At 66.1% G+C, this 13,741-nt stretch carries 13 protein-coding genes; 3 read left to right on the top strand and 10 right to left on the bottom strand.

All coding sequences use genetic code 11. The annotated features are described in order from the left end of the window. The 5 genes from folE to dacB form a co-directional block, all read right to left on the bottom strand. The gene (gene folE, locus HMA55_RS09610; RefSeq protein WP_181192827.1) at positions 1–576 is read right to left on the bottom strand and encodes a GTP cyclohydrolase I FolE; all 576 of its coding nucleotides are present in this window, start codon (positions 574–576) and stop codon (positions 1–3) included. Further along, on the bottom strand, positions 569–2,887 hold the full coding sequence (gene ftsH / locus HMA55_RS09615) for an ATP-dependent zinc metalloprotease FtsH (RefSeq protein WP_181192828.1): 2,319 nt from the start codon (positions 2,885–2,887) through the stop codon (positions 569–571). Before ftsH ends, folE begins: the two co-directional genes overlap by 8 nt. Positions 2,888–2,898: 11 nt before the next feature. Beyond that, positions 2,899–3,498, bottom strand: coding sequence for a hypoxanthine phosphoribosyltransferase (gene hpt, locus HMA55_RS09620; protein WP_181192829.1), 600 nt, complete (start codon positions 3,496–3,498; stop codon positions 2,899–2,901). A gap of 113 nt (positions 3,499–3,611) precedes the next feature. After that, on the bottom strand, positions 3,612–4,496 hold the full coding sequence (gene tilS / locus HMA55_RS09625) for a tRNA lysidine(34) synthetase TilS (RefSeq protein WP_181192830.1): 885 nt from the start codon (positions 4,494–4,496) through the stop codon (positions 3,612–3,614). Beyond that, on the bottom strand, positions 4,496–5,746 hold the full coding sequence (gene dacB / locus HMA55_RS09630; protein WP_181192831.1) for a D-alanyl-D-alanine carboxypeptidase/D-alanyl-D-alanine endopeptidase: 1,251 nt from the start codon (positions 5,744–5,746) through the stop codon (positions 4,496–4,498). Before dacB ends, tilS begins: the two co-directional genes overlap by 1 nt. A 74-nt stretch (positions 5,747–5,820) precedes the next feature. On the opposite strand from dacB, the gene HMA55_RS09635 reads away from it, so the two are divergent. Further along, positions 5,821–6,354 carry an inorganic diphosphatase gene (locus HMA55_RS09635; RefSeq protein WP_181192832.1) on the top strand — a complete coding sequence of 178 codons (534 nt, stop codon included), beginning with the start codon at positions 5,821–5,823 and terminating at the stop codon, positions 6,352–6,354. A 387-nt stretch (positions 6,355–6,741) separates the two neighbouring features. On the opposite strand, the gene HMA55_RS09640 is transcribed toward HMA55_RS09635, so the two are convergent. From HMA55_RS09640 to HMA55_RS09655, 4 genes are all read right to left on the bottom strand, one after another. Beyond that, complete coding sequence (locus tag HMA55_RS09640; RefSeq protein ID WP_181192833.1) at positions 6,742–9,213, bottom strand: hypothetical protein; 2,472 nt, start codon at positions 9,211–9,213, stop codon at positions 6,742–6,744. Between the two features lie 56 nt (positions 9,214–9,269). After that, entirely contained in the window at positions 9,270–9,995 is a 726-nt protein-coding gene (locus HMA55_RS09645) for a hypothetical protein (RefSeq protein ID WP_181192834.1), read from the bottom strand. A 25-nt stretch (positions 9,996–10,020) separates the two neighbouring features. After that, complete coding sequence (locus HMA55_RS09650; RefSeq protein ID WP_181192835.1) at positions 10,021–10,974, bottom strand: hypothetical protein; 954 nt, start codon at positions 10,972–10,974, stop codon at positions 10,021–10,023. 123 nt (positions 10,975–11,097) lie between these two features. Then, positions 11,098–11,799: a sortase family protein gene (locus HMA55_RS09655; protein ID WP_181192836.1), complete on the bottom strand. Its 702-nt coding sequence runs from the start codon at positions 11,797–11,799 to the stop codon at positions 11,098–11,100. Between the two features lie 19 nt (positions 11,800–11,818). Here HMA55_RS09655 and HMA55_RS09660 point away from each other — a divergent pair, with 19 nt between their 5' ends. Then, complete coding sequence (locus HMA55_RS09660; RefSeq protein WP_181192837.1) at positions 11,819–12,115, top strand: rhodanese-like domain-containing protein; 297 nt, start codon at positions 11,819–11,821, stop codon at positions 12,113–12,115. Positions 12,116–12,160: 45 nt separating this feature from the next. Then, positions 12,161–12,598: a MarR family winged helix-turn-helix transcriptional regulator gene (locus HMA55_RS09665; RefSeq protein ID WP_181192838.1), complete on the top strand. Its 438-nt coding sequence runs from the start codon at positions 12,161–12,163 to the stop codon at positions 12,596–12,598. 160 nt (positions 12,599–12,758) lie between these two features. On the opposite strand, the gene HMA55_RS09670 is transcribed toward HMA55_RS09665, so the two are convergent. After that, positions 12,759–13,697: a PDDEXK family nuclease gene (locus tag HMA55_RS09670; protein WP_181192839.1), complete on the bottom strand. Its 939-nt coding sequence runs from the start codon at positions 13,695–13,697 to the stop codon at positions 12,759–12,761. Between the last annotated feature and the right edge of the window lie 44 nt (positions 13,698–13,741).

The following is a 13,741-nucleotide window of genomic DNA, read 5'->3' on the forward strand; positions in this document are numbered from 1 at the left end:
TTATCCCCGAATCAGGCTCAGTACTTCCGCGCGCGAGGCCGCGTTGTTTTGGAAACCGCCGCGCACCGCCGAGGTGGTCGTGGTCGCGCCCGGCTTGCGGATCCCGCGCATGGCCATGCACAGGTGCTCGCATTCGATGACAACAATCACTGCGGAAGCGTCGAGCTTCTCCACAATCGCATCTGCAATCTGAGCGGTGAGCCGCTCCTGCACCTGCGGGCGCTTGGCGTACATGTCCGCCAGGCGCGCAAGCTTGGACAGGCCGGTGACCTTGCCCTCCGGGCCAGGGATGTAGCCGATGTGGGCGACACCGTAGAAGGGCACCAGGTGGTGCTCGCACGTGGAGTAAATGGGGATGTCGCGCACCAGCACCAATTCACGGTGGTTTTCGGCGAAAGACTTCTCCAGGTGAATCTTGGGGTCCTCGCGCAGGCCCGCGAAGACCTCCTCGTAGGCGCGGGCGACACGGGCGGGTGTCTCGGCCAGCCCTTCGCGGTCCGGGTCCTCACCTACCGCAATGAGCAGCTCGCGCACCGCAGCCTCCGCGCGCTCGCGGTCGAAGTTCGCGTTAGTCATTGTCCCTCCTGTGCCTCGGCTGGCGCTCTTCGCGCGGCAGCTGGGTCGTTTCCTCGTCCGGGGTCGCCGGAGTGGTTTCCGGCTCTGGGCCGCGAGACGCGTGGTCCGGGCGCTCGTGCTCCGGCAGGCGGAACCCGATCTGCTCGGTGTTTTCGGCCGGGTAGTTTTGCGCACCGGGGTGCTGCTGCGGAGCGCCCTTATACGTCCACCCCTCCGGCGGCTTGGGGCCACCGTAGTTCGGCGCGCCTGCCTTCGGCTGCTGCCAGCGGGTGGAGCCCTTCTTCGGCGCCGGGTTCTGCTCCGCCTCGCGCTCGGCGCGGCGACGTTCACGGGTCGCCTTGGACGCCTCCAGGATGGAGAAGCGCTTCGGCGGCTCCTCACCGCGCTCCTTGGCAATTTCCACCGGCGTCTTCACCGGCTCGCGGTTGTCTTGGCGGCCGAAACGGGAGTCGTGGGCGGGAAGCACCGGGCGGGTCGGCTCAACGGTGTCGAAGATGGCCTCCAAGTCACCGCGGCGCAGCGTCTCCTTCTCCAGGAGCTTCGAAGCGAGCGTGTCCAGCTCGTCGCGGTAGCGCTCGAGAGTGGCGTAGGCGACCTTGTGCGCTTCGTCGAGAAGCAACTGCATTTCCTCGTCGATCTTCGCCGCGACAGCCGGCGAGTACTCCAGCGAGCCTCCGGCGCCGCGGCCGGAGAAAGGATCACCTTGCTCCTGGCCGTACTTCACCGCACCGAGTGCGGAGGTCATGCCGTACTCGGTGACCATGGCGCGGGCGATCTTGGTGGCCTGCTCGATGTCGTTGGACGCGCCGGTTGTGGGCGCACCGAAGACGAGCTCCTCCGCCGAACGGCCGCCCATCGCGAACACCATGCGGGCGAACAGCTCGTCGCGGGTGTACATACCTTTGTCGTCCTCGTCCGCGGTCATGGCGAAACCGCCGGTGCGCCCGCGCGCGAGGATGGTCACCTTGTACACGCGCTCGATGTCTTTGAGCGCCCACGCGGCGAGCGTGTGCCCGCCCTCGTGGTAGGCGGTGACCTTCTTCTCGTGCTCCGAGATGACCTTGCTGGAGCGGCGCGGGCCGCCAATGACGCGGTCCGTGGCCTCCTCCAGCGCATCCGCCGTGATGACGTTGCCGCCGATGCGGGCGGTCAGAAGCGCGGCCTCGTTGAGCACGTTGGCTAAGTCGGCGCCGGACATGCCGGCGGTGCGCTTGGCCAGGGCGTCCAGGGAGACATCCTCGGCAAGCGGCTTGTTTTTCGCGTGCACCTTGAGGATCTGCGCGCGGCCCGCCAGGTCCGGGTTGGTTACCGGGATCTGACGGTCGAAGCGGCCCGGGCGCAAAAGGGCCGGATCCAGGATGTCCGGGCGGTTCGTCGCCGCGATGAGGATCACGCCTTCGCGCCCGGAGAAACCGTCCATCTCCACCAGCAGCTGGTTCAGGGTCTGCTCGCGCTCGTCGTGGCCGCCGCCCATCCCGGAGCCGCGCTGACGGCCCACGGCATCGATCTCGTCGACGAAGATGATGCACGGGCTGTTCTCGCGCGCCTGCTTGAACAGGTCGCGGACACGGGAGGCACCCACGCCCACGAACATCTCCACAAAGTCGGAGCCGGAGATGGTGTAGAACGGCACGCCGGCTTCGCCCGCGACTGCTCGCGCCAGCAGGGTCTTACCCGTGCCGGGCGGGCCGTACAGCAGCACGCCGCGCGGGATCTTCGCACCGAGCTTTTCGTAAATGGACGGATCCGTCAAGAAGTCCACGACCTCCTGCAGCTCGTCCACCGCCTCGTCCGCGCCGGCCACGTCCGCAAACGTGTTGGTCGGGTTGTCTTTGGTCAGCTGCTTTGCCTTGGAGCCGCCGATGCCGAACGGCCCACCGCCGCCGGCCTGCATGCGGTACATGAAGTAGAAGATCAGGCCGAAGACCAGGACCATCGGCAGCATGAAGCCGAGCATGGACATCAGGAAAGATTCCTGTGTCACATTCGTCTGGTACTTGTCCGCCTCCGACTCGCGCACCGCGGCGAAGATGTCCGGGGTGGTGCGGGCAGGGTACTGCGCCGAGATGGACTCCACGCCTTCGCGCTCGTCTACGGTGATCGGCTCACGCAGGTCGATGCGGACGCGCTGCTCGCGGTCGTCGATCTGCACTTCTTCCGCATTGTGGTTCTGCAGCTGCTCTATAGCTACAGACGTGTCCACGCGTTGGTAGGCGCGGGAATCGTCCCCGATCAGCGTGAGCAGATAGAGGACGATGAGCGCGATGGCGCCGATGATGCCCCACCGCAAAACCTTTGTATTTTTGCTCATAAACCCTTGTTCTAGTCAGCGTCTGCGTACACGCGCGGATGCAGCGTGCCCACATACGGCAAATCCCTGTAGCGCTCGGCGTAGTCCAGGCCGTAGCCGATGACAAACTCGTTTGGAATATCGAAGCCGATGTCCAGCAGGTCGATCTGCGCCGTCTGCACGTCCGGCTTGCGCAGAAGAGTAACGACTTCGAGGCTCTTCGGGTTCCGGTTACGCAGGTTGCGCAGCAGCCAGGACAAAGTCAGCCCAGAATCGATGATGTCTTCGACCACCAGCACGTCGCGGCCGGCAATCTCCTTGTCCAAGTCCTTCAGGATGCGCACGACGCCCGAGCTGGTAGTGGAGTTGCCGTAGGAAGACACGGCCATGAACTCCATCTCAGCCGGGATAGCGAGCTTGCGGGCGAAATCAGTGAGGAAGAACACGGCACCCTTGAGCACGCACACCAAAATGAGGTCTTCCTCCGAGTCGCGGTACTTCTCGGAGACCATGTCCGCCAGTTCCTGGATACGGTTTTGCAGCACGTCCTCCGGAATGAGGATCGCCTCCACGTCATCGCCGTAGCGGTGCGGTGGGACGTTGTAGTCCTTGGTGTCGTGCAACTCGGTCATGGGCTGGCCCTTCCCTCTCGCGGTTCTTGCGCGTCAGTTTGCGTTCACGTGCGCGTAACTTCCACATCTTGCCACCTGGCTGCGAGAAGGTACAACCACCTGCGGGGTTTGGCCTACGTAAGCGCCAACGTGCCGCCGTCGCGCACCACCTTTCGTCCGCCGGCAACCGCGACCGGGCCCTGTCCATGCCAATCCACCACCAAGGCTTCCACCGCCGCCAACTGATCCCCCTGCACTGGCACGCCCTCGCCCAGAAGCCACGCCGCTAATCGACGCCTCCGGACCGGCCCCGCATCCGCCCGCAACTGCGCACACGAGGTGGTGGGCGTGAGGTCGGTCAGCGACGCAATCAGCGCCTGGTCCGCCGCGATCCGGTCGGCGGTGGCGGCGAGTGCGGGCACGGCGTCGCCGCCAAGCAGCTCGCTTAGCAGGGGCAGCACCTGGCGGCGTACGGCCACGCGCCGGAAGGCGGGGTCCGCGTTCATCGGGTCGTGCCAGGGCTCGAGCCCCAGCTCCTCGCACGCACCGACCGTATCCGCGCGGCGCACCCCCAGAAACGGCCTTACGACCCGGCCGTTGCGCGGAGACATCCCCGACGGGTTCCCGCGCAAGGCGCCAAGGACGAGCGTCTCGGCCTGGTCGTCGGCGGTATGGGCGACCCACACATCCTCCCCGTACGACAGCAGCGTGGCGTAGCGAGCCTCGCGGGCGGCGGCCTCGAGGTTGCCCGCGCCGACCTCCACGCGTGCCACGTCGGCGCGCAACCCGAACCCGCGGGCAGCGCGGGCTGCCTGCCCGGCTACCTGCGCCGAGCCGGGTTGCAGGCCGTGGTCCACCACCACGCAGCGCACGTCCTTGCCTTCCGCAGCGGCGGCCGCGGCCAAGGCGAGGGAGTCGGGCCCGCCGGACAGGCCGATCACCGCAGGTGCGTCGAACGGCCGGACGGCTCGTCGACAAGCGAGAAAGTGCCGCGAGCGACGCGGCCAGAACGGTTGCATCAGAAGTTCCGCAGCGCCGAGGTGAATTCGTCCATCGCCCGGCGCGCCGCCAGCACGTCGGCGTCGTTGCAGATCAGCGCGAAGGTGTAGACGTTGCCGTTAACGCTGGTCACCGTGCCAGCAAGAGAGGCCGTGCCATCGAGCGTGCCGGTCTTTGCACGGACCCATCCGCGGCCCGGCAAGTCGCCGAAGCGGTCCTCGAGCGTGCCCTCACCCGCGGCGACCGGAAGGGCGGACAACAGGGGCCGCAAAGCGGGCTCGGCCACGGCGTCGTGCAACAGGGCGTTGAGAAGCTTTGGCGCGATGCGGTCCTCCGTGGACAGCCCGGAGTTGTCGCGCAGCACCACCCCAGAGGTGTCGTAGCCGCGCTCCTCCAGCACCGACAGGGTCGCACCCGGCCCGTCCTTCGTCCCGCGCTCGAGCGCCACCTCGCGGCCGATGGCTTCCGCGTAGACGTTGTCGGAATTCTTCATCATCAGCTCCAGGCGCTGCACCAGGGTGGGCGACTCCACCGCGGCGACAACCTCCCCGTCCGCAGGGCCCAGGCCGACGGTCTGCGCTCCGACGCGGTCCGCCAGCGCCTGCGCCACGTCTAGAGCAGGGGCGTGGGAGCGCGGCACGTCGCCGGTGGTCTCCCCGCCTAACCTCCCGCCCGAAAGCATCGCCGGCTGCAGCGGCGCGACAAACCCGCCGTCGATGTCCAGCGGGTTCCAGCCGGGCAGCATCTCGGCCATGCCGTCCCACGCGGAGGTGTCGATGTACACGGCATCCGCGGTGCCAACCTGTTCGGCCAGGTCGTCGAGCGCTTCAGCGTCGAGCCACACGTCGCCCGCAGCTTTGATGGTCACCGCGCCCGGGTCCGCGCCACGCACCACTTCGGTGGTGATTCGGTCCTGCGCCCCCAAGCTCAGCAGGGCCGCAGAGGCGGTGAGCACCTTCGTCACACTCGCAGGTTGCAACGGCTCGTCTGAGGCTCGGTCAAACACCGTCTCGTTGTCTGCCGTGGACACACGGCCGTGGAAGGTGCCCAGCGCAGGATTGTCGGCGAGGGTGGCCAGGGTGGTGCGCAGCGAAGCGTCGTCGATAGGCGAGGGCGTCGCGGGCTCGAGCGCTTGAGGGGCGGACTGGAGCCGGTACGGAGGTTCGTGCGTGATCTCGGAGAGCTGCTCGTGCGCCGCGATGCCGAAGCCCGCCACCCCACCGACGGCGGCGAGTGCGACGGCGCTGCCGACCCATGTCCATACCTTCATCGGCCAAGATGGTAGCCGAAGTAAGATGGCGTGCGGTCATTCACCGAACTCAGACACCGAACGAAGGAGAAGTTATGGCTATCGAGGTCATCATCGAGATCCCCAAGGGCTCCCGCAACAAGTACGAGGTCGACCACGAGACCGGCAAGGTCTTCCTCGACCGCTACCTGTTCACCCCGATGGCGTACCCGGCGGACTACGGCTTCATCGACAACACGTTGGCCGACGACGGCGACCCGCTCGACGCACTGGTCATCTGCCCGGAGCCCGTCTTCCCCGGCGTGACCGTGATCGCGCGCCCGATCGGCGTGTTCAAGATGACCGACGAGGCCGGCGGAGACGACAAACTGCTCTGCGTCATCGACGACGTGCGCTACGAGAACTACCAGGACATCTCCGACGTCTCCGACTTTGTCAAGGACGAGATCGAGCACTTCTTCGTGCACTACAAGGACCTCGAGCCGAACAAGGAAGTCACCGGCTCCGGCTGGGGCGACAAGGCTGAGGCCGAAGCGATCCTGCAGGCCGCGCTCGACGAGTTCAAGCGCGTGGGCGACAACTCCCGCGAGGGCCTCGAGGCCGAGAAGGAAGCCAAGACGGAAAACTAGGCTCTTGCCTATCGACGTCTAAAGCCGGGCCCGCTCCTTGCGCGGCCCGGCTTCTTTTGTTCCCGGTCTTGGCCTTCGCTGGCCTCGGGTCTGTGCCCGCTGCCCCGGGTAGGTTGCTCTGACTCGGCTGCTCTGACTTGGCTGACCTCTGCCCCCTGCGCCCCTCTGCCCTCCCCTTGCGCCCACGTGGTATAGCAGCGCGCCTCGCCTGCTATACCACGTGTGAATAATCGACAACGTTTTCCAATATAACCTGGGAAAACCCAGTCGCTCGCCGCGGGCGGTATAGCGGGCTGGAGCGGACTGCTATACCGCCCTTGCCGAGCACCCCAGAATCGACAATCGCGCTACTTTCCGCCACATTCCCCTTCCGCGTCTGCGCGAGGCTTAGAACAAACCGTTCATGTGCGCCCAACCTGTAGCACCGAGCGCCGCGAGCAGCAGCGCGACAACGGGGATGATGATCGCAGCGACGGGCGATCCACCGTTCGTAACAGCGTCGCCCTCCTTCACGTCGCGTTGATCGCCGTTGGTGACGGTGATGTCCACGTTTACCGTGCTGGTTTCGCGGGAGATCGCAGGAGCGGATGTGCTCGACTGAGGTTGCGTTGCGGCTGCCGGCTCGGTAGAAGTCGTCACCTTGGTGGTAGCCACGGGTGCCTGCTTCGAAGTCGTTTCTGGCTCGCGGCTCGTCGTCGCACTGCTCGGTGCCCGAGTCGGCCCCACTTGCATCGTGGTAGCGCGGTGCTCCCCGGTGATCTCAATGACGTTGCTCGGCTTCGAGGTCGAAGTGTGCTCTTCACTTATCGAAGCCACGGTGGTCCCCGCCGCCTCCGATTCCCGCGGTTTCGTGGTGCTCGCGGAAGTCGAGGAGGTCAAGGAGTTCGCAGACGTTGTCGCCGACGTCGAGATCTCAGAGGAGCTCGGCATCGTCGAGGAGGTCGACACTGCAAGTTTAGTTGCCCGCGTCGCGGTCGGAGTCGCCTGCGGCGCGGGTGTTGCCGCTTGCACTGTCGATAGCGCCGAAGTCGCTGCAGCCTCCGACGACGCTGGCGTACTGCTCGACGACTGCGCCGGGGTGCTCACAGAGATTGAGGTCGTCCTCTGGGGCGTGCTGGAAGGCGCCATCGAAACACGCTGCGTCGTGGTCGAGGAGGTCGACACTGCAAGTTTAGTTGCCCGCGTCGCGGTCGACTGCTGCGCAGCCGTGCGCGTGGTTGTCACGGTCGAAGTCGTTTCCTGCGCGGGAGTTACGGCTTGCACCGTCGATGGCGCCGGAGTCGCTGCAGCCTCCGACGAAGTCGGCTGCTTGGTCGAGGACTGCGCCGGGGTGCTCACAGAGATTGCGGTCGTCTTCTGGGTCGTGGTCGTAGACGGCGCCTGCGAGGGTTGTTGCGTGGACGTTGCAGCTCCAACCGGAGACGGGGCCGAAGTCGGCACAGTTGACGACGGCGCAGGCTCTTCGCTCGAAGGCGCGGAGGTTGTCGTCGGTGACGGTTCAGATGGTGCTGAAGGCTGCTGGTTTGAGGTGGTTTCGAGCACCTCATCCGGGTGGGCGGCGATGTATTCTCGCCGGTTCTCGCTCGCCTGACCGTACGCGGCCAGGGCGTTTGCGAACTCTTCCTGGGCCTTGGCCAAGCCGATCCCTGTGACCCGTGCGACCTGTAGCGCGTCGAGTGCCGCTACGTACTCGGCCTGGGCCACCTCGAAAGCTTGCTGCGCCTCGCGGAGGGAAGTCGGCTTCGGTAACGCAACCTGGGTGTCAGACGTAGTCGGCTCAGCCTCCGAGGATGTGGTCTCTGGCGTCGGCTCATCTTCCACCACCACCGTGGAGGTCACGGGCTGCGGGGCTTCGGAGGTGGGCTCAACGGTCGGCTCTGGGGCGGGGACGGTCTCGGTGACGTAGACGATCGACGGCTCAGAGGTCGTCGCCGGTGCAGCGGTCTGCACTGCGGTAGTGGGCGATGCCGTGGGAGCCTCGGGCGCCGGAGTCGGCGAGAATTTCTCAACGAGGGCCTCTGCGGACTGCACCGCTGATTGGGCGCGGGCAACGCGCCCCTGTGCAGCGTTAACTTCCTGTTCAGCAGCTGTTTTGCTGAGAATCTGCCACGCCGGGATCGCGTCGTACTTGGCCTGCGCGGCGTCGAGGTTGCGCTGGGCGGCGGTGAGGGCGGAGTTGGCGTCGGCAAGCGCTGCCTGAGCTTCCTCGAGCGTCTGCGGCGCGGGCGCTGCAGTCGTGGTTGTCGCCGGGCGGCCGCCGTACTGGCGGAGGTTGTTGGCCTGGATGAGCACCTGCACGTCCAGAGGCTGCAGTGTCGTAGCCACCTTGCCGCGGTTCGAGCCGTCTTTCATCAGCGCGCCGTCGCAGGAGTGCGCAAGCCCCATGGCGTGGCCGAGCTCGTGGGTGATGGTCATGACCAGGCTGTCGGTGTAACCGTTGCGCAAGATGTCCGGGTTGAGCAGCAGCTGCATGTTGTCCACCGTGCCCTGGACACGCCCCACGACGTAACCGCCCAGGTTTGCCTCGCGCACGGTGACAACCTTGTAGCCGGGCTGGTTCACGTACTCGAAGCGGATCAGGCCCCCGGTTGCGCTCGTCCATTGGTCGGTGGCTTTGGTGACGTACGGCTTGTACTTGTCGGGGGCGTAGATGCGCACGAGGTTGCCGTCGATGACGTTCTCGTTGGGGCCGAAGACGAAGTTGCCAATGTTGGGAATCGGCTGGCCCAGTTTCGCCGCGGCGGTGGCAGCTTTGCACTCGCGGCCGATGGGGTCGACGGCCGCTTCCGCCGGTGCGGCTACAACGCCGAGGGTGATCGCGGAGGCGCAGGTGGCGGAAAGAAGATGTCTATAGTTCACGGGGCCAGAGAATACCATTGGTCTGGCCCCGGCCAACCGCGGTGAATGCGCTGAACCTAGACAAGGCGGCGGCGCGCGAACGCGAAGAACGCGGCGCCGAGCGCGGACGCGAACACGAGCGCGAACAGGGCGCGCACGAGGGTGTTCGAACCGGTTTCCGCCTCAAGACCGCGGGCAGGAGCCGCATATTGCTTGTCGACGTCCGCTTCGCCCCCCGCCCTTGCCGCCTCGAGCCCCTGGCGCCCGACCTCGCCGGTGTTGGCCGAAACCAACGCCTCTGACGTCGCCGCCTCCTCCGGGGTGACGTCGGCGTTGACACGGGTGACGTCGGCAACGAACGTGTGGCCGTCCTTGTTCAGGAAGTAGGTGTTGCCGTCCAGGGTCAGCACCGGCGGATACTTGATCAGCCCGTTTGCCACCGGCGCCTCGACGGATGGGTCGACGTCCTCGGCACCGAGCGGCTCCTCGGGAGCGTTCTCCGGGGCCGGGGCGTCCGTCGGCTGGTCCGCAGGCTGGTCGCGGATAACCCCGGAGTCGATGAGACCTGCGACCGCCGCGTCCGCGACAGCAACCGCACGCTCCTGTTGCGAGGCGTCCAGTTGCGCGTACGGCTTGGCCGCTTCCTGCGCGCTGCGCACGTAGTGGGTACCTTCCTGGTTGAGGAAGTACTGCTCGCCGCGCGCGTCAGCGGTCTGGGTGGGCAGGTCCTGCGCTGCGGCGGCCACAGGTACAGCAATCAGCACGGCGGCCAGGCCTGCGACAACACGGGTGGGGCGGTTCATTGGGGTCTCCTCGGGGGTTTGACGGCTACACCAGGAAGCGGCGACCTGCAAGGAAGGCGGCGGCGCCCAGCACGGACGCGATTACCAGCGCGAACAGGGTGCGCGCGACCGTGTTGGAACCGGTCTCGGCCTCAACACCACGGGTTGCAGCAGCAGCCTGCTGTGCCGCGATCTCCTCAGCGTGCTCTGCGCGGAGACGGTCGGAAGCGGCCTTCTCTTCCGGGGTCGGCTGCTGGTTCACGCGGTCGGAGGAGCCGACCAGGGTCTCGCCGTCCTGGTTGAGGAAGTAGGTCACGCCAGCGATCACGATCGGCAGGCCGACAGCCGCGGCAGCGATGCCCGCGATCGCGGCCGGGGACAGGGCAGCCGCAGCGTCACCGGCGTCGTCGCCAGCCGCAGTGTCGACGAACACGCAGTCATTCTGCACCGACTCGGGGGTGCGGACCTTGGCGTCGGCGGGCAGCTGGGCAGCGTCCACAAGCTTCTCATCCGCCACGTACGCCTTGCCGTCCTTGGTCAGGTACCAGGAGTCCTTGCCGCATTTCGCCTCGGCGACGCGGCCAGCGGCACCGGCGCGGGTATCAGTAACACCCTCGACGACGGCATCCACGTTTGCTGCCTGGTCGCCCTCGACCGCGATGTCCACGTTGCCCGGGAGATCCGCCAGGGCCGTCGCCGGCGCCGGGTCTGCGGGCTGGGGGTTGACGCCACCCTCAACCGAGAAGCTCCCGTCGGCGTTCTCCACAATCTTCGGCGCTGCTGCGACGTCTGCGGCCGTCGCGGGCAGCTCCGACTTGACGTACTCGCCGCCAACCAGGCGGTAGTAGTTGCCGGCCTCGTCGGTGAAGGCCTCGGGCAGGCCCTGTTCGACCAAGCGGGCGAGCTGGTCCGGCTCGATGGCGTGTGCGGCGGGGGTGGCAGAGAACGCGATCGCGCCAGCCATGGTGGCAGCGGTCAGCGTGCGAATGGTGCGCTTCATGCGGGGGCTCCTATCGGGAAGTCTTAACCTCAAGTCGAGGGTTACGCCCCAACAGTAAACTGGTTTCACACAGGTCTCAACAAAAACTTCAGACTTTTTGGAAAACGCCTGGAAAATCGCACGCTACCGAGGTTCGAAGGCCGCCTGCACCTCCTCTCCGGTGACGACCCCAGCCAGCTGCCACCCCACCACGGCGTTGCGCACACTGTCCGCGAGCGGATTCGCGGGCTGGATACAGGAGATGGTGAGCAGCCGCCCCGGCATCGGGCCTGACCCCCAAATCTCGGCGTTGCCCGCCAGCGCCCCCTTGTCCGGCTCGTGCAGGTCGGTCGCCGTGTACTTCAGCCAGTCCTCCCCGGACGATTCGGTACGCATAAATAAGGTGTCGCCTTTGGCCACGTTGTGGTGCTCGGCTTTGCCGTCGTAAAGCTTGTTAAACACCGCGTTCACGCCCGCGCCCGTGTGGCCCGCCACCACCACGATGTCGCCCGCGTCCGTGCCGGGCAGCGCATACGGATAGCCCTCACCCGTCAGCGCACATGCCTTATCCATGGTCTTCGGGTCGATCTTGCCGTCCACCACGCGGCAGTCCGCTTGCTCGAAACCGGCGCGCAGACCCAGCACCGGCACAACCATCTCCACGGGTCGGGCTTGGGCAATTGAGCTGGCCGCTTGCCGGCGGGGCTCCGCCGCGACCGACGTGGTCTGCGTGGGCTCGGGCGGTGGCGGGTCCGAAGGGGCGTCGTGAAGCAGTGCCTTCGCACCCGCGCGGATGACCAGGATGACAATCAGCAGCGCGACAAGGCGTCGGACGTGGTACTTCACAGCGGTTATCATACGAGCCATGAAAGAAGTTTCTGTCACCGAAGTCCCCGCAGGCGCGCAGCTTATCGACGTCCGCGAGCCCGACGAGTTCGCCGCCGTGCGCGCGGAAGGCGCCGTGAACATTCCCCTGTCCGTCTTTGTCGCCCGCGCCGACGAGATCGATCCGGACCAGGACATTTACCTGATCTGCAAGTCCGGCGGGCGCAGCGCCCAGGCGGGCGAGTTCCTGGAACAGGCGCGCGGCTGGGACAACGTGATCAACGTCGCCGGCGGCACCACCGCCTGGGTGGAACAAGGCCTGCCCCACCAAAGTTAGGTAACGCCCATTGTTGGGCGCGGTCAGACAGTTAAGATAGACCCTATGTCGACGCTCCCCGAACTGCCGTCCGCCCTGGCCAAGTCCCCCCACTTCCAGATCGAACGCGTGCGCAGACACACGAAAGACGAGGTGGAGCGCGCACTGGGCAACCACGACTCCACCATGCGGGAGTACTGGATCCTCACCTGCGTGGACGTGCAACCGATGAGCCAGCGCCAGCTGTCGGAGTTGCTGGGCATCGACGCCTCGGACATGGTGCGTCTCGTCGATTCTCTGGAGAAGAACAACTGGGTCACCCGCGAGCGCGACCCGAAGGACAGGCGGCGCCAGATCGTCGCCGCCACGAAGAAGGGCTCGAAGGCGTTGACCAAGCTCGGCGGCGACGTCGCGGAGGCGGAGGACCGCGCGCTGGAGGCGTCATCCTCCAAGCAGCTGAAGAGCCTGCGCAAACTCTCCCAGGCGTTGGAGGCGGAGGACTAGACGGGGTTGCCCGCGCGCGGGTTTTTCGTTCGCCCGTTTTTCCGCCCGCCCCGTTTTTCACAGATCCAGCTAGTAGGCCCCAGCTATCAGGGCTCCAGGGGCGTGATAGCTGGCACCTACTAGCTGGATCCACCTCAAGCCCCGCCAACCCGAGCCCCCGCTACGGCCGATACCGCGTCGCCGGGACGGTCACAGGTCCACGGCGATCCGCGCGCGCCTTCGCTTCGACCACGCGACGGATGCATTCGGCCTCCTGGAAAAGAATTTCCACCGGAAACAGATGGAGCACCTCGTAGCCCTGCTCCTTCAGCCAGTTTTCGCGCCGGGTCATCTTCATCACCTCGGCATGCGGCATGTCTTCGAATTTGATGTAGCCGTCGATTTCGATGATTAGGTTGCCCCACAACAGATCGACCCGGAAGTGCCGGCCCACCCACATCTGCTCCAGGACCTCAATGCCGTGTTCGGCTAGGATGATGCGGAAAAGCGACTCCATTGCGGATTCGGATTTCGCCGAGCTGAGCTCCAACGCCCGCCTAGCCTGACCCACTCCCTTCTTGCCCGTAAGCCGAGTGATCGTGGACGAAAGCGCCGCCTGGACGGCATCGATCTGAAGTGGAGTTTTGTCGCGGTAGAGGCCGTCTATGGCCACGACGGCGTCGCGTACGCCGTGGAAACGGGCAATGTCTACAGCAGTGCGCGACATCGTTGTGAGACGGAGCTGGCCGTCGCCGCCGGCAGGGTCGAACGCGTCGAATTCCCTGACGTCGATGTCGGGGACGGTGATGTTGCGGTAGATCACGCCCTCGGGCCACTGCGACTTGGACGGCGGGTGCCCGTTTCGCTGCGCCAGCTCAACAGTCTCGGCGTCTTTGCCCACGACCCACATGCCGTACACCCGTGCTGCCGATCTGCCCATCAGCACCGCCTTATGGGCGCTCACCCCGTGCGCGTAGCAGCGGAGAAACTCCTGTTGGTAGCGTTTCAGACCCTGCCAGTGCGCTAGCGGCACAAATTTCGTTGCGGATAGCTGCACGCATTCTTGCTCGTCCACGTCCCCGCGCGCCACTAGCGGCGCCACCAACTGTGCGTGATCCATGTTCCCCCTTGGAGCGGCCTCTGCTGAGGCAGCGGCTCTGAGGT

The organism is Corynebacterium wankanglinii (assembly GCF_013601005.1).
Lineage (GTDB): Bacteria > Actinomycetota > Actinomycetes > Mycobacteriales > Mycobacteriaceae > Corynebacterium > Corynebacterium wankanglinii.

Bases quoted from the DNA above. Each gene is read 5' to 3' on its own strand.
- folE (WP_181192827.1), bottom strand. From the start codon at position 576: ATGACTAACGCGAACTTCGACCGCGAGCGCGCGGAGGCTGCGGTGCGC.
- ftsH (WP_181192828.1), bottom strand. From the start codon at position 2,887: ATGAGCAAAAATACAAAGGTTTTGCGGTGGGGCATCATCGGCGCCATC.
- hpt (WP_181192829.1), bottom strand. From the start codon at position 3,498: ATGACCGAGTTGCACGACACCAAGGACTACAACGTCCCACCGCACCGC.
- tilS (WP_181192830.1), bottom strand. From the start codon at position 4,496: ATGCAACCGTTCTGGCCGCGTCGCTCGCGGCACTTTCTCGCTTGTCGA.
- dacB (WP_181192831.1), bottom strand. From the start codon at position 5,746: ATGAAGGTATGGACATGGGTCGGCAGCGCCGTCGCACTCGCCGCCGTC.
- HMA55_RS09635 (WP_181192832.1), top strand. From the start codon at position 5,821: ATGGCTATCGAGGTCATCATCGAGATCCCCAAGGGCTCCCGCAACAAG.
- HMA55_RS09645 (WP_181192834.1), bottom strand. From the start codon at position 9,995: ATGAACCGCCCCACCCGTGTTGTCGCAGGCCTGGCCGCCGTGCTGATT.
- HMA55_RS09650 (WP_181192835.1), bottom strand. From the start codon at position 10,974: ATGAAGCGCACCATTCGCACGCTGACCGCTGCCACCATGGCTGGCGCG.
- HMA55_RS09660 (WP_181192837.1), top strand. From the start codon at position 11,819: ATGAAAGAAGTTTCTGTCACCGAAGTCCCCGCAGGCGCGCAGCTTATC.
- HMA55_RS09665 (WP_181192838.1), top strand. From the start codon at position 12,161: ATGTCGACGCTCCCCGAACTGCCGTCCGCCCTGGCCAAGTCCCCCCAC.
- HMA55_RS09670 (WP_181192839.1), bottom strand. From the start codon at position 13,697: ATGGATCACGCACAGTTGGTGGCGCCGCTAGTGGCGCGCGGGGACGTG.